12 protein-coding genes are annotated in these 14,480 nt (G+C 68.1%); 1 reads left to right on the top strand and 11 read right to left on the bottom strand.

The window, feature by feature from the left end; genetic code table 11:
* Window positions 1-449: 449 nt before the first annotated feature.
* The 4 genes from EP7_RS08685 to EP7_RS08670 all read right to left on the bottom strand — a co-directional run bounded on the left by EP7_RS08685 (window position 450) and on the right by EP7_RS08670 (window position 4,400).
* Window positions 450-1,229 carry an XDD4 family exosortase-dependent surface protein gene (locus EP7_RS08685; RefSeq protein WP_463527457.1) on the bottom strand — a complete coding sequence of 260 codons (780 nt, stop codon included), beginning with the start codon at window positions 1,227-1,229 and terminating at the stop codon, window positions 450-452.
* 603 nt (window positions 1,230-1,832) lie between these two features.
* Complete coding sequence (locus tag EP7_RS08680; protein ID WP_463527455.1) at window positions 1,833-2,801, bottom strand: DUF1559 domain-containing protein; 969 nt, start codon at window positions 2,799-2,801, stop codon at window positions 1,833-1,835.
* Window positions 2,802-2,966: 165 nt separating this feature from the next.
* Window positions 2,967-3,848 carry an alpha/beta fold hydrolase gene (locus tag EP7_RS08675; protein WP_463527454.1) on the bottom strand — a complete coding sequence of 294 codons (882 nt, stop codon included), beginning with the start codon at window positions 3,846-3,848 and terminating at the stop codon, window positions 2,967-2,969.
* 54 nt (window positions 3,849-3,902) lie between these two features.
* Window positions 3,903-4,400, bottom strand: a complete 498-nt coding sequence (locus EP7_RS08670; RefSeq protein WP_463527453.1) for a hypothetical protein — start codon at window positions 4,398-4,400, stop codon at window positions 3,903-3,905.
* A gap of 175 nt (window positions 4,401-4,575) precedes the next feature.
* On the opposite strand from EP7_RS08670, the gene EP7_RS08665 reads away from it, so the two are divergent.
* A complete protein-coding gene (locus tag EP7_RS08665; RefSeq protein ID WP_463527452.1) occupies window positions 4,576-5,643 on the top strand; it encodes a Gfo/Idh/MocA family protein in 1,068 nt (355 codons plus the stop codon).
* On the opposite strand, the gene EP7_RS08660 is transcribed toward EP7_RS08665, so the two are convergent.
* The 7 genes from EP7_RS08660 to EP7_RS08630 all read right to left on the bottom strand — a co-directional run bounded on the left by EP7_RS08660 (window position 5,615) and on the right by EP7_RS08630 (window position 14,393).
* Window positions 5,615-7,318, bottom strand: a complete 1,704-nt coding sequence (locus tag EP7_RS08660; protein WP_463527450.1) for an ABC transporter permease — start codon at window positions 7,316-7,318, stop codon at window positions 5,615-5,617. The two genes, EP7_RS08665 and EP7_RS08660, sit on opposite strands and share 29 nt — an antisense overlap.
* Entirely contained in the window at window positions 7,318-8,160 is an 843-nt protein-coding gene (locus tag EP7_RS08655; protein WP_463527448.1) for a sugar phosphate isomerase/epimerase family protein, read from the bottom strand. Before EP7_RS08655 ends, EP7_RS08660 begins: the two co-directional genes overlap by 1 nt.
* Before the next feature lie 35 nt (window positions 8,161-8,195).
* Entirely contained in the window at window positions 8,196-9,302 is a 1,107-nt protein-coding gene (locus EP7_RS08650; protein ID WP_463527447.1) for a Gfo/Idh/MocA family protein, read from the bottom strand.
* Window positions 9,303-9,443: 141 nt separating this feature from the next.
* Window positions 9,444-10,271, bottom strand: a complete 828-nt coding sequence (locus EP7_RS08645) for a CDP-alcohol phosphatidyltransferase family protein (RefSeq protein WP_463527446.1) — start codon at window positions 10,269-10,271, stop codon at window positions 9,444-9,446.
* Window positions 10,268-12,160: an ArnT family glycosyltransferase gene (locus tag EP7_RS08640; RefSeq protein ID WP_463527445.1), complete on the bottom strand. Its 1,893-nt coding sequence runs from the start codon at window positions 12,158-12,160 to the stop codon at window positions 10,268-10,270. Before EP7_RS08640 ends, EP7_RS08645 begins: the two co-directional genes overlap by 4 nt.
* Before the next feature lie 26 nt (window positions 12,161-12,186).
* Window positions 12,187-13,686, bottom strand: coding sequence for a lipopolysaccharide biosynthesis protein (locus EP7_RS08635; RefSeq protein ID WP_463527444.1), 1,500 nt, complete (start codon window positions 13,684-13,686; stop codon window positions 12,187-12,189).
* On the bottom strand, window positions 13,674-14,393 hold the full coding sequence (locus EP7_RS08630) for a class I SAM-dependent methyltransferase (RefSeq protein WP_463527443.1): 720 nt from the start codon (window positions 14,391-14,393) through the stop codon (window positions 13,674-13,676). Before EP7_RS08630 ends, EP7_RS08635 begins: the two co-directional genes overlap by 13 nt.
* Window positions 14,394-14,480 lie beyond the last annotated feature (87 nt).

The raw sequence follows: 14,480 nt of genomic DNA, 5'->3' as shown, positions 1-14,480 counted from the left end.
GATCGTCGGCCGGATCTGGCCGGGCTCAGAACCCGGCCACCGGCGACCATCTCGCGTGAGTTGGGCTGAATTGGCGAGATTCCGACGGGGTTTTCGCTGGCTCTTTCCGGGATTCGATGCCCGTTAGCCACCCGAGAGTAGACGGGGCAATCGGGAGTTGACCTGGGTGCGGAACTCGAAGGCGACGTCCCGAGAGGCCAGGTCTTCGTCGTCCACGACCGGATTCTCACCGATCGCCGGGTCTCTCCAAGCCGGTCGTCGAGGGGGGGACTTCGCAAGGCAGATCGATCAAATCGCCTTGGAGAAGTTCGAAGACGCGGCTCGGGTTCGAGCAAGGCCGTCGTTGCCGACCTATTCCGCGAACGACGGGGCGATCGTTGCCCAGATGATGGGTCGATCGCCGATCGTCGTCCGCGGTGTCAGCACGGTGACGGCTTGAAGAGCCAGCCTTATGCGTTGCATTTGCTGAGATAGCGACCGCGTGCCGTACGGCCGGCGAGCAGGATTGCCCCGGCGGAACCGAGCAGAACGAGGGAGGAGGGCTCGGGAACCGCGGGGGTCGAGGCATTGATGATCCCCGTGCCATCGGTGCCGAAGAGGAATTTGACGCCCTCGAACTGCGACTCGGCCAGGTTTCCGGTCACCTGGAACGTGAACGACAGCGAGTCCTGAATGAGAGGGAAGGCCGCGTTGAAGCTATTGCTGCTTCCCGAACCGGGGGGGAAGGTGCCGGCCGCCACGATGCCGTAATCGGCGCCGCCAGTGCCCCGGGTGATGGAGCCCGCGTTGAACCCCCCAGCGAAGCCGGTGGACGACACGCCGAACTCGGCGACCGGGCTGACTCCGAGGACCGTGGTATAGGACCCGCTCAACGGGTCGGACGTGTTGGCCGCCGTCTTCGTGGTGAAGATCCGGTCGTCGGTCGAGCTGCTGCCCGGGCTCGTCAGGGCGATGGTCGTCAGAGTCAGGGTGGGATTGACCCCATTGACGTTGAAGGCAATGCCCTGAAGGACGTCACCGCGGAGGGTCGTCCCGCCCAGGGTGGTGTTCGTCAGGGTCAGGGTCAGGATGTTACCGGAGACCTTGAAGGTGGCCGCCCCGGAGACCTGGTTCCCCGTCTCGTTATTCGAGCCCGCGCCGCTGAACACAAGATCGGCGTGTGCCGCATTCATCGCCGTGAGGGACACGAAGGTGAAGGCGGTCAAGCCGAGTCGCTTCCAATTTGCCATGCTCTAGGTCCTAAGTTGCTCTCGGGCTCGAACCCTACGACCGCAGCCTACATGGATGCGGCCTTAAATCCTCGGCAAACAAGGTCGCGAGCCGTCGAGACTAAGTCATGTACGCCGCCATTCTCCTTGCGTCCCACGCCTCCTCGGCCTCGGAGATGGAATTGCAATCTTTTGCAGTCCAATGCCCTGATTCGTAATAGATAGCGTGAATGATGGTGTTATTTAGGAACGCCGAAGGTCGTAGGGTCGTACGACGAGGCCCCATCGAAACATGGGCTACCTTGACTGACGGCGCCCGCATGGGGGGGCATCGTCAATCTCCTTCCGGAATAGGTTCCCGATGCCCCCGAGTGATCTGGGCGTGACGCAGAGCGATGAAATCCATTCCACGCTTCGACCGTTGGCGGCCGAACGTGTAGACAACGGCCTTGAGCACCTCGGGGTGAGGTCCCGGCCGTTCGCGGATCTCGAACTTTCATCGTCCCGGCCCGACTCGCAAGAAGGGCATGCAGCGAGACTTCCAATCTCGCCCGGGGAGAATCAGGTTCATTCAGGGGTGGAATGAATTCGAGGCCGCTTCACGGCACAGAAGGGCGGCGCGGATTAATAAGCCGAGCCGTCGACGATCTCGCCGCCGGAGCGTGTCGACAGGGCCTGGAAGACGGGGAACTGCATGGTCGACTTGAGGAACCTGACCGAGCCGTCGCACATCAGGAAGCCGCATCCGCCGGGGTGCTGGCTCCAGAAGGTGTCGGGGCCTGCGTCCGGGGCGTTGAACATCGCGGGGTGCGGGGTGTCGTTCTCGTAGTCGGATTTCGGCCCGCCGGTCCTGCCCAGGACGAGGAACACGCTCGACACCGTCGTCTGCGTCGGCCAACCGGGCTTGTTGTAGAGTTGGATGGGAGTGTGGCCGAATGAGGCCCAGGCAGCATCCGAGACGTTCCTCGATCGCTCGCCGACCATCAACGTCTGACTCATGCCGTCGAGGATCGACGCCGGCGAGGTCGCGGAGTTCATGAAGAAGGCACCGGTGCCCGTCGCGGCGATCTTGCTGAGGTTCGGGCCGATCTTTTCGTACATCCGGAACCAGCCCGCCGATGCGACATACTGACTGCAAACCAGCTTGTCCTTGTACGGCATGTTCGACGTCGATGCAAAAACGTCGACCGGGCCGGGGCCGCCTCCGCTGGGGCACAGGTAGTCGTCCACGTTCGTCAGTGTTGCCGTGCTCTGGACCTCGGAATAGGCGGGGTGCCTGAAGTTCATCGAGTTGTAGAGGGGCCCTTGCTCGATTCCCGGTAGGAGAAGGGTTCCCCAGGCCCAGCCCTGTTGAATCGAGGGAGGATCGAAGACAAAGCCCGGCGTGAAGCACTGATGCAAATCCTGATAAGAATGCATCGCCAGGCCGATCTGCTTGAAATTGTTGGCGCATTTCAGCCTGCGCGCGGACTCGCGAGCGGCCTGCACCGCCGGTAACAGGAGGCCGATCAGGATGGCGATGATGAAGATGACGACAAGAAGTTCGATGAGGGTGAACGCGCGACGTTTCGAGGAATCCATCCGATCAGACATGGCGGGGAAGTCCTTTCCCGTTGATGGGCCGAGCTTTTCAAGCTGAGTCGTCGCTGTGTCGATCGGCCTTGAAGGCCCTGCACGAAAGAAATGTCCAGCAGAGTTCGGGATTTGTCGAGATCACTTCTCTCTTCAGGCAACCCGAACGGGCCTGACATCCCGATCTCATCTCATCGGGGACATCGGCGCCGAAAGCCGCTTCTGGATGGCCGCCGCGAACTTGGCGGGCGCCTCCAGGGGCGTGAAGTGGCCGACACCGGCGAGCTTTTCCAGGGTCACGTCGGCAAAGAACTCGTCGAGGCGATCGGACCACTCGGTGGGGAAGATGGGGTCATGTTCTTGCCAGAGGACCGTCGTCGGGGCTTTGATCCGATTCGCGAGATTCGGGGCGGCCTCGGCGATGTACGCGGCGACGGGGCTGGAGGAGGTTCGGTACCAGGCGATGGAGGCCGTGAAGGCGCCCGGGGGTGAGTAGACGTTGACGAGGTGGTCGATATGGGCCGGGTCGACCGCGTAGCAGGGGCCCGACCAGTGGGACCAGAAGTATTTCAGGTAGGCCCGGACCGAGTGCGGCTTGCCGTCGATGAGGATCTCGGCGAGATAGAGCTGATGGAAGGCGGGATACCAGAATTCGCGCGTCGACTCCGGGGAGAGGACCCGCTTGCCGGCTCCAGGCAGCGGGGGCGAGACCACCAGGGCACGAACCAGGTCCGGACGTAGCCTGGCGACAGTCTGGGCGACGAAGCTGCCGACGTCGTAGCCGGCCAGGACGGCGGGGCGCAGGCGCAGCTCCTCGATCAGGCCGATGATGCTGCGGGCCTGGGCCGCACCCGAATAGGCGAGCTCCGGCTCGGCGACGTGCTTGTCGGACTGGCCGAAGCCGCGGAGGTCGGGGACGATGACGTCGGCCGAGTCTGACAGGAGTGGGGCCAGGGCCCGGTAGTCGGTCCGATCTCCGGGCCAGCCGTGGAGCAGGACGACGGGCGGGCCGGCGCCGAAGCGGTCGTAGGCGAGCCGAAATCCTTCGACCGGGGATGAAAACGTCATGGTCGACTGGTTCCGTGCCTGGGCTTCGGGTGCGAAGGATTGGCGGCGGCTCGTTCAGGGCTTCTCGACGACGAGGTCGATGGCCGCGAAGTGCTCGTGGTCGCTCTGGGTTTCCTTGCTCTCGGCGCGCACGAGGTAGACGCCGGGGGTGTCGATGCGGAGCGTCATGCGTGAGCCGGCCTTGCGTCCGGGCTTGAAGTCCATGTCGAAGGCCGACTCGTGGAGCACGTCGTCGTCCAGCCTGGGAAGGGGCTTCTGGCCGACCTTGTCCTGGCGGGCGACGAAGAAATGGACGACCACGTTTTCGAGGGTCTTGTGCGGGTAGATGTTCTCGAAGGTCCACATGACCTTGATCGGGTCGCCGGCCTTCACCTTCAGGACGGGCCGGGGGTTCTTGCCGTATTCCGGCGGGGTCTGGTCGACGAAGGCGACTTCCTGGACTCCGGGGGCGGAAACTTCCAGGTGGACCTTGGCATGCTCCGCGCGGGCGGAGGCTGAGGCGGCGACGAGGACGATGGCCGCGACGGACGCTGGCAGGTTGAGACGACGCATGGGCGGGCTCCGCGTGGAGAGTGAGGCGGTGCGGGAGGGAGTTCCGGGGCGGGACGTTCGGCCTTATCGTAGCGGGCGCGCCGAGGTTTCACCAACCTTGCTTGGACGGCGGGGCCCGCCCCGGCCTATCATGGGCTCTGCAAGGGGCGGAGTTCCCCGTTGAGGGTGGGATGGCATGGGCTCGGGCGTGATCCGGATCGGAATTGTGGGCGCAGGGGGGATTGCGCGGACCCGGCATCTTCCCGGCTTCCTGGCCTTGCCTGGGGTCCGGGTGACGGCCGTGTGCAATCGACGGCGCGAGAGCGCCGCGAAGATCGCGCGTGAGTTCGACATCCCGAACATCCACGACACCTGGGAGTCGCTGGTCGACGACGAGATGGTCGACGCGGTCGTCGTCGCAGCCTGGCCCAACCTGCACTGCCCGGTCACGCTGGCGACCCTCGACGCCGGCAAGCACGTGCTGACCGAGGCCCGCATGGCCATGAACGCCCGCGAAGCCCAGCGAATGTACGACCGCGCGCACGAGAGCCCGAACCTGGCCACCATGATCGTGCCCAGCCCCTTCGGCCTGACTGGCGACGCCACGATGCGGGCCCTGATCGCCGAAGGCTACCTCGGCACCCTGCGCGAGGTCCATGCACGGGCGGTGCACGGAGACCTGGCCGACCCCCAGACTCCGCTCTCGTGGCGGCAGAAGACCAAATATTCCGGCTTCAACATGCTCCAGCTGGGGATCCTTTACGAGACCGTCCTGCGCTGGGTCACCCCGGCGACGCGGGTGCTGGCCAATGCGACCGTCTTCATTGCCCAGCGCCGGGACGAAGAGACGGGCAAGCTCGCCCGCGCCGGGACGCCCGACAGCGTGGACGTGCTGACCTCGCACGGAGACGGATCACGGGGCGTCTACCGGCTCAGCGGCGTGGCCCTGCATGGCCACGCGCTGGGGGTGACGCTGTATGGTTCGGAGGGGACGCTCGACTACGACCTGGCCCTCGATGAGATTCGAGGGGCCCGCAAGGGGGAGCGCGAGCTGGCCCCCGTCGCGATCCCCGATGAGCTGCGCGGGGGCTGGCAGGTCGAGTCCGACTTCGTCGCGGCGATTCGCGGAGAACGCCCTGTGACGCACACGACGTTCGCCACCGGCGTCCGGTATATGCAGTTCACCGAGGCCGTCGCACGCAGCTCCCGGCACCAGGGTCCGGTGGACCTGCCGCTCAAGGAATTCTCCAACCCGAGCCTCTGAGCGCGGACCCGTTGCGCGAGCCGTACGCCGCCGAGATCAGGCGGGCGACGACAAGGCCCGAGACGCCCACCACCCCCAGCAGCACCAGGACAACGCCCGCGAGGTGGCTCTCGACCCCCGTGTGCAGCAGCCCCCAGATGACGACCGAAGCGATCGACGTGCCGGGGCGGTAGACGCAATTCGCCGCGGGCAGCTCCCCCACCGAGAGCAGGAACGCGACCCCCCACGCCGCGACCGTGGCGGCCCGGGTCATCGGCAGGGCCACATGCGTGATGACCCCAGGCGGCGTGCAGCCGTCGAGTTCGGCGGCGTCGAGGTAGGCTCGTGGGATCGATCGCATGGCCGGCCAGAGGACGAGGAGTGCGTAGGGCCAGGCCCGCAAGACATACGCGATGACGAGATTCGCCGAGGTGTCATAGATCGGCGGGACGTCTCGGTAGGCGAGGACCAGGGCCATGCCCGCGACCGGCCCGGGCACGGCCAGCGAGAGGGCCGCCGCGCCCGCCGCGACCCAGGCCCAGGGGCCTCCGTTGCGCCCTTTCCAGGCGAGCGACCAGGCGAGACAGACGATGATTGTCGCGGCGATTGCCCCCCAGGTGGCGCTCTCGGCCATCGGCCAGGCGATCGTCGACCAGGCCCGCCGGATCGTCCCCAGGAACCCGCCGATCGACCAGTGCGGGGCGATCCCCCGAGCGGCCACCCCCCCCACCCTGCCCGCCCGCCAGGCGAGGCCCGCCACCGGCACGGCAAGCAGCCCGCAGGCCAGCGTCGCGGCCGCGACGCCGATGGGCAGGCGCCCGCGGCCGAGTTCCCAGGTGCGCGCCCGCCCCGAAGACCGACGCGCGGGGTCGGCGGTGGACAGCCAACGGGCCCCCCCCGCGATCAGGGTGCCGAGCACCAGCAGCGGCGGCAGGGCAACCGTCGCCGCTGCGCCCGGGCCGTTGCCCACGCCGTACTGTACATACGCTTCTTCAGCATAAGTCCGAATCTGGAGCAGGTCCGTCACCGTCATGTCGCCGGCCGTGAGCACCGCCACCGCGAGCGCCGCCGTCGCGATCGCCCCCAGGCTCCGGCGCAATCCCAGGCCAACAGCGACCCGCCACGCGGGCAGGTCGAGCAACGCCGCATCTTCAAGCTCGGGTTCGACCGACCTCAGGCCGATGCCCACGAGCAGGGCCGCCCAGGGCAACGCCGCCAGTCCGTGCACGATCGCGGCGCCAGGCAGGCCGACCAGGAGCGGCGGCAGGCCGAAGGCTTGCGAACGGCCCATGTTGCCGAACGAACCCAGCCAGGCCGCCGCATGCAGCGGCATCGGCACGAACGCCGCCATCGCCAGGGCGGCCCGCGAGGCCCGACCTCCCAGGGCGTCGGTGCGTGCCAGGACGAGCGCCAGCGCAATGCCCGCGGGCAGCGCGACAAGCTCCGCCAGCGCAACAAGCTTCAGGGTCGTGATGGCCAGTCCGAGCGGGCGCGCCACGCCGCCGGCCATCGCCGCATCGATGAGGCCCCCCGATGGTCCGGCGTCACCTTCCCATGCGGCCAGGATCGTCGCCAGCAGGGGCCAACCGATGACGATGACGAGAGCGGCGACGAGCAAGAATGCCGCCGCGAGCCCTTCGGCCCGAGAACCGCGGCCGACCATCCTCGTCCATGCTACCAACGGCAAGTCGCGCATCAGGGGCGCCCGGGCTTCGGTTCACGAAGGCCGGCGTCGCGCATCAGGGCACTGGTCGAGTTGTAGGCCTCGGTGACCCATCCGACGATCTTGTCGGGCTCGGGCGAGTATTCAAGCTCGATCGAGACGGTCAGATCGTCGATCCCGAGTGCCTTGATGGCTTGAAGATAGGGGGGGAAGTCGACCACGCCGCGTCCAGGAGGGAGGTCGCCGTGGACCTTGCCGTCGCAATCCGAGATGTGGACGTGGGCCACCTTGCCCCGGAGCCGCTCGACGGCCGACGGGGGCTGGTTGGACAGGACCAGGTGGGAGATGTCGAGGTTTGCCTTGACCGCCGGGTGGTCCACGTCGGCCAGGAACCGTACCATGCTGTCGACGTCGTTGAGCAGTGATTCGCGGAACGGCTCGAGTTCCAGGGCGATCTCCAGGCCGAGCGCCCCGGCGTGCGTTCCCAGGGTGCGGACGCACTCGACGCCGGCGGCCCACTGCTCGGTGGGGGGGATCACCTCGCGCTGCCAGATGTATTCGCCCAGGACGAGCAAGAGATTCTTTCCGCCGAACTCGCGGGTCATGTCGAGATAGGCCCGGCAGCGGTCGACGTGGAACCGGCGGACGCTCGGATTGAAGTCGACGAGCCCGACGGCGACGCATGCGACGCTGATGATCGGCAGCCCCGCGCGATCGGCCTCTGACTTGATGAGGGCCCGCTCGGCGGCTCCGATGTCGAGAGGATCGGCGAAGATGTCGATCGCGTCGAAGCCAATGGCGCGGGTCTGGGCGATCCCGTAGGCGGTGTCGCGGCCCGCCTGGGCCCACGCGGAATTGATCAGGCCGAGTTTCATCGGTGGTTCCCCTGGGGCAAGGCGGCTTGGCCTGGTCAGGCGATCGATTCGAAGTCGACGACGCGGTGTTCGAGGGCGGCGGTCATCACGGCCTCGCAGAGGGCCAGCGTGTCGAGGTTGTCTCGGCCAGAGATGTCGGGCCTGGTGCCCGTCTCGAGGGCCCGCATCAGGCCGGCCATGGGACCGGCGAAGGCATCCGGGAACCAGGCCTCGGGCCAGCGCGGGCGATGCCAGTCGCCCCGGTCGGCGATCGTCGTATAGTCGATCGTGCTGGGGGAATGGCTGGGCCACTCGGGCCAGCCGATCGTGCCCAGGGCCATCCCTTCGGTCCCCTCGAACCGCCAGCGGACGAACAATTCGGAGGCGGCCCCCTCCTGGACCGGCCCCGCCCAGACGTCGTCCCAGGATGATGCGCGGGCGCCGTTCTCGTATTCGAGGATGTAAAGGTTCAGGCCATCGCGATGCTCGAATTTGGTCCGAGGATCGGGCCTGGTGCTGGCGAGGACCCGGGCGGGGTTGCCCAGCCAGTAGCGCAGGGTGTCGAGGTGGTGAATGCTCATGATGAACGTCGAGAGCGACGGTCCATCTTTTGCCCAGGCCATCCAGTGCGGCACCGCGCGCATCTCGATGGTGGCGAGCACGGGGTCGCCGAAGGTCCCGTGGTTGATCAGGCTGCGCAAGGCCCGCACCGAGTGGTCATACCTCATGTTCTGATTGACCTGGAGCAGCACGTCGGCAGCCTCGCAGGCCTCGACGAGTTCCTTCCCCTCGGCGGAAGACATCGCCAGGGGCTTTTGCGCCAGGATGCCGCGGACGTGCTTGCCGGGATGGGCCAGGATGCTTCGGATGATCTCGGGCTGGGTCAGGGGAGGGACCGCGACGTCGATGATCTGGATCTCGGGGTCGTCGAGCATCGACCCAAGCGAGTCGTGCACGCGGGGGATGCCGCGGAGCTGGGCGACCTCTCGGGCCAGTTCCGGGGTGCGTGAGGTGATGCCGGCCACCTGGAAGCCGGCGTCGGCATACGCGACGAGGTGGCAGTCGCGGACGATGAAGCCGGCCCCGACCACGCCGATGCAGGGCCCGCGCCCGGCGGGCATCTCGTGGCGGTGGCCCAGGTTCCCGTGGATGGTGTCCGTCATGGAAGGGCTCCCTGAGATCGTGCGTCGATGCGCTCGACGTGGCATCATAGCCCGAGTCCAGGGCCGATGCAGCGTCCTGGGCCGACCGCCCGCGAGGCCGTCCGTCGAGTACGACGCGGGCAGGAGTTCCATCGCCGGACGTCAGCGACCCGAATCGGGCCGGAACCAGCGGTTGAATTCGGCCTCGACCGAGTTGCCGCGGGCCGAGCGGACGATCCTACCGGCGGCGAGGATCGGGGCGATCACGGCGAAGGCCATCACGCCGAGGCGGGTCGCGTGGTCCCAGATTGCGGGGGCGACGAGGTTCAGAAGAGCCAGCAGCGTCAACGCGACGAGGACGACGTGGGCCTCGCAGGCCTTGAACAAGGGCCAGGTCAGAACTCCTAGCCCTTGGCGTGGCCAGGGGGCGGGCGGCGCGGGCCGGCCCCCGGATCCGCCGTCGACGCGATAGCGGGCGGAGGAAGATTTCAGTCGCTGGAAGAACGCCTTGTATCGGCAATCGTTGTGCAGCGAGAGCATCGCCCAGCCGAGCGCCAGCGAGAAGCCCGCGGCCGACCAGGTGGGGTTGCCCGTGCGCATCGCCACCCCCTGCCCCAGCGCGAAGCCGAGGGCGAGGGTCTGGGCGTGGTGCATCAAATAATCGAGATAGACGCCGTCGAGCCCGGCAGTCCCCCTCCAGCGCGCGACCTGGCCGTCGACGTGGTCGAGCCAGAAGGCCAGGTGCAGCAGCGCGACGCCGATCAGGAACCCCGGCTCGCTCCCGGTGCCGATCGCCCCACATCCGGCCAGCGCCGAGGCGAGCGAGGCAGCCGTGACCTGGTTGGCCGAGAGCCCGAGCCGGATTGCGCCCCAGGTGCCGTAGATCGCGGCAGGTCGGGCGACGCGGCGGGCGAGCCAGTTGCCGATCTCGCGGTGCCTGCCCTTTTGGACTCGGGCACGGAGCTGGCCCAGCGTGGGGTATCCGGTCATCGCGGGCCTCCGTCGAAGGGGCCAATCACCAGGGCCGACGTAGGTTCGATCGCCGGCAGGGCATAGATTGAATAGAGGCGTGTCACTCCGTCGGGGTCGGTGATCGATTCCCGATAAAGCGGACTGCGATTGGCCAGCCAGGGGGCGAGGGCGCGGGAGAGCGTTGGATCGAATTCGACGGCGGTTTCGGGCTGCGGCGGGCAGAGCAGCAGGTGCGTGAACCCCCGGCCGGTGAGCGACCGGACGACCTCCTCGGGACGATCCCCGGGCGCGGCCAGTGCGGTGCGGCGACGGTGGGCGAGTTCCATCGTGTACGGCCGAGGAATGTAGAACCCCCGATGCTCCTGGCCAATCAGTTTCGCATCGACGGGAAGGTTCTCGTTGATCCATTCACCCACGCGGTAGGTGGGCTCCCTTCGAGTGAGGAACTCCGCATGGGATTCCCGCCCCAGCGCCACGTCAAGGCCGTGCCTGGCCCGGGAGGCGGCCAGTCCGGCCTCGGCGGCGAGGAGCGAGACGAGGACGCCAACGAGCAGGCGCGCGGGGATCGTCCGTCGGTCGGACCAGCGCGAGGCGAGCCAGGCGACTCCCACCGACAGCGGGCCGACGGCGATGAGGACGAAGCGCATGCTCTGACGCTGGGTGACGCAGAGGGTGAGGAAGACGTAACCGATGGCCAGCACGCCCAACAGCCGGCGAGGGGCTTTCTCCAGCAAGAGCGCCGGCAGGAACATGAGGAAGGCGGGGCCGAACTGATGTGAGAGGCTGTCGAACCGGTCGGGATCGAGCGTCATCGGCCAGAGCGCCGTCAGCACATTCCAGGGGGTCGCGGCCATGGGCAGGCTGGCGGGGTCGAGCACGATATCCAGCCCGGTGCCGAACACGCGGCGGAAGAACGGATAGACGGGATTGCCAGTGTAGTGAAAGGCCCTCGCGTACCAGATCCCGCCGGTCGCGAGCGTGGCCAGGCCGAACACGCTTGCCAGGCAGATCCGGTCTCGGAACGCGGAGTCTCGCGAGGGCCAGAGGATGGCCAGGCCGAGCACGCCGACGAGCACCAGCGCGGGATACTTCACCCCGATCGCCAGCCCGGCGAAGAGGCCCGCCAGGAGGGCGGATCGGATCGAAGAATCATCGCGCAGTCGCATGACGGCGACGATCGCGGCGTTGCCGAAGGCGGCCAGGGCGATGTCGTTCATCGGTGCGCCCATGCCGTTGGAGACGGCCGGTGTCAGCAGAGCAACGACCCCCGCCCAGCCTGCACGCGGGCCGAGCATGGGCCGGGCGAGCGCCGCGACGTTCAGGGCGAATGCGATGCCGAACAGCCAGTGGATCAGCCGGCAGGCCACGGGCCCCCGGAAGGCGAGGGCCAGCGTGTAGAGCATCTCGGTGGCCAGCGGATAGATCGTCTCATGCAAGTCTGCGTCGAAGGTCAATGATCCCGCTTCGAGGAAGACCTTGGGAACTTGCAGGTGATAGCAGAGCGCATCGCCATCGGTGGGGGGGGCCATCGCCGTTAACAAGGTGCCGGCGAGCGCGATCAGGCCCAGGAGCGGAATGACACTCGCCGGATCATTCCAGGTCGGGACGACGCGGTTTCGGATCATTTGAAGGACTGACTCGCCCCGGTCGAATGCGCCACCTCGCGGGCGGACTGCCAGGGCGAAGGCGGCGAGGAGCCCGACGGAGACGGCCAGGCCGCCGCGGTCGAGATGTCCCGCCAAGGCCGAAGAGGTGGCCGCCAGGGCGATCGCCCCGAGTCCCAGGGAAAGCGACTGGGCCAGTCGGTCGAGCAGATCCAACGGAGCTGGCGCGAGGCGCCGGGCGAAGGCGTCGCCGATGACGCAGGCGAGAAGGGCGAGCAGGGTGACGAAGGCGAGATCGACCATCCTTGGCGCACTCCCCGGCTCGGGCGTCAGGCCCGTTTGAGTTTCCAGGCCTGCCAGGCCGGCACGGCGGTCCAGGCGACGAGAAGGGCCATTGACCAGGGGAGGCTCGGGCAGCGCAGGGCGAGGGTCGCTCCCAGGGCCGACCAGGCGAGCGGCCTCGCGATGCGGCTCATGCCGGCCGCCCAGGCTCGCAGTCCCAGACTCGGGATCCAGGCGACGGCGGTGGTCAGCAGGAAGATTGCCGCATAGCCGACCGAGGCGCCTCCGGCCACGCCGACGATGCCCCAGCGGTCAGCCCCCGCGATGCCCGCCGTCGCGAGTACTGCCAGCCCCGCCAGTGTCGCGGCGCAGAGTGAATAGGGGCGGCCGATGGCGATGAGCATTTGCCGGGCGGGCCAGCAGAGGCCCAGAAGGATCATCCCCGGCAGCAGCGGTCGCAGGGCGGGCAAGCCCTCGACATATTTGGGCAAAGCCCACCCCAGCAGCGGCGGGGCCAGCAAGGCGGCCCAGGCGGCCAGCACCGAGAGGCCCAGCGCCTGGATCTCGGTGGCCCGGCGGGCGCGACGAGCGACCTCGGCCACGTCGCCGGATTTTCCCAGCACCTGCTGGAAGTCGTGATACAGGACGAGCACCACGCGGCCGGCCAGGTCGACCGACCAGTTCGTGCCCAGAAGCGCCACGGTGTAGAGCCCGGCCAGCCGCTCGCCGTCGGGAAGGCGGCCGAGGATCAGGCCGCGATCGAACGAGCTGACGGCGGCGAAGGCGGTGGTGTTGGCCAGGATGGGGAGGCCGACCTTCAAGAGTCGCCAGGCCGCCGGCGCGTCCCAGGCCCAGGCCAGCCGCAGCGGGTGCCGGATGCGGAGGTAGAGGACCTTCGCGGCCAGGACGATGCCGACTGCGCCGAGCAGGCCCCAGAATCCGGCCAGGATCACGCCGCAGCCCATGGCGACGACCGAGACGACGGCCTCAAACAGGTCCAGCTCGGTCGTCAGGCGGAACTCGCCCAGCGAGCGGAGCACGGCGATGGTGAAGCTCTCGCGGCGGCGCAGGATGACGAGCGCCGCGACCCCGAGCGCGCCGAGCGCCCACTCGCGGGCCATCGGCCCTTCGTGGCGGCCGTAGAGGCCCCAGACCACGAGCGCCAGGGCGTACGCCAGGCAGGTGAGCGTGTTGGTGGTGTGGGCCACGTCGGCCAGGTGGCGGGCCTCGGCCTCGCGCCCTCGGGCGCGCAGCAGCGGGATTTCCTGGACCGCACCCAGGCCGATGCCAAGGCTCGTGCGGTTGGTGTTGTCCAGGAAAAGTCGTAGCCCGGTATAGACGCCGAGCTGCGCGGGGTCGAGCCAGCGGCGCAGGGCTAGCGCGGTGAGAATTCCCACACCTCGTTCGACCTGGCCGCCCACGGTCACGATCAGGCCGTTGCGCAGCAGCCTGCGGCGCGGGTCGTCGGGCCCGTTGCCGGGACTCGGTTCGACGACGAGTCGACGCAGACGCCTCGGGGTCTTCGGGTCGCGGGTCAGTCGGTCCACGGCCCGGCCACGCAGAATTGCGACGCCACGCGGGCGTCCGCGGGCCCGACGGGGATGGGTCCGGCTTCCAGGACCCGCAAGCCGTTGGCCCTGTACCAGGCGGCGGTGTCGTAGCCGTATCGGTTGTAGGTCACGTCGGTGTCTTCGTTGTGCGCCGCCAGTCGGCGCGACACGCGGATGACCTCGCGGCGGATCCGGTCGGCGATCTCGGGGGGGTTGTGCAGGATGACGGCCGAAGTGAGGACCAGGTCGAAGGCGCCGTCCGCGAACGGGAGCCGGTCGCCGGTTCCCAGGACGAGGGAGATCCGGTCCAGGCCGTCCAGGTAGGTCGCCCCCTGCCCGAGCTGGGACGGACTGAAGTCGAGGCCGACCATCGGCACGTCGACGTGCTGACGCAAGGCCCTCAGCTGCTTGCCGTAGCCGCAGCCGACTTCCAGGATGGACTTGGGCTGCAAGCCCGCGATGCGGGCGGCCAGCCATTCGGCCCGTTCGGTCCGGGCGGCCTGCCCTTCCTGTTCCCTGTAATATTCATCGCCGCCGCGCAGTGTCCAATAGTCGCGGGGGTCGGCGTAGAGGAGACGACGCTTCCAGTCGGGCCAGCGCGAGAGACCTCGCCTGAGGGCCTTGTGCCAGGCGTATCGCGGGCCTTTGCGCCGGATGGCGGAAAGGGCACGCACCGGAAGGATCGGCATCGTCCGTGTCGGCACGCCAGGCTCCGCACCGCGGCCGTGGGTGGGTCTCGGCCGTCACTCGGGCATTCCGTCGCCCGGGGCGCCTGTCCTCGGCCGGCGGGA

This window comes from Isosphaeraceae bacterium EP7 (assembly GCA_038400315.1).
In the GTDB taxonomy this organism is placed as follows: domain Bacteria; phylum Planctomycetota; class Planctomycetia; order Isosphaerales; family Isosphaeraceae; genus EP7.
Note: the sequence above shows the minus strand (reverse complement) of the source record. Positions and strands in the feature narration are given on the sequence as shown.

What these genes read in the sequence shown, in the direction of transcription:
- EP7_RS08665 (WP_463527452.1), top strand. Translation starts at nt 4,576, where the DNA reads ATGGGCTCGGGCGTGATCCGGATCGGAATTGTGGGCGCAGGGGGGATT.
- EP7_RS08650 (WP_463527447.1), bottom strand. Translation starts at nt 9,302, where the DNA reads ATGACGGACACCATCCACGGGAACCTGGGCCACCGCCACGAGATGCCC.
- EP7_RS08670 (WP_463527453.1), bottom strand. Translation starts at nt 4,400, where the DNA reads ATGCGTCGTCTCAACCTGCCAGCGTCCGTCGCGGCCATCGTCCTCGTC.
- EP7_RS08645 (WP_463527446.1), bottom strand. Translation starts at nt 10,271, where the DNA reads ATGACCGGATACCCCACGCTGGGCCAGCTCCGTGCCCGAGTCCAAAAG.
- EP7_RS08660 (WP_463527450.1), bottom strand. Translation starts at nt 7,318, where the DNA reads ATGCGCGACTTGCCGTTGGTAGCATGGACGAGGATGGTCGGCCGCGGT.
- EP7_RS08640 (WP_463527445.1), bottom strand. Translation starts at nt 12,160, where the DNA reads ATGGTCGATCTCGCCTTCGTCACCCTGCTCGCCCTTCTCGCCTGCGTC.
- EP7_RS08680 (WP_463527455.1), bottom strand. Translation starts at nt 2,801, where the DNA reads ATGTCTGATCGGATGGATTCCTCGAAACGTCGCGCGTTCACCCTCATC.
- EP7_RS08675 (WP_463527454.1), bottom strand. Translation starts at nt 3,848, where the DNA reads ATGACGTTTTCATCCCCGGTCGAAGGATTTCGGCTCGCCTACGACCGC.
- EP7_RS08655 (WP_463527448.1), bottom strand. Translation starts at nt 8,160, where the DNA reads ATGAAACTCGGCCTGATCAATTCCGCGTGGGCCCAGGCGGGCCGCGAC.
- EP7_RS08685 (WP_463527457.1), bottom strand. Translation starts at nt 1,229, where the DNA reads ATGGCAAATTGGAAGCGACTCGGCTTGACCGCCTTCACCTTCGTGTCC.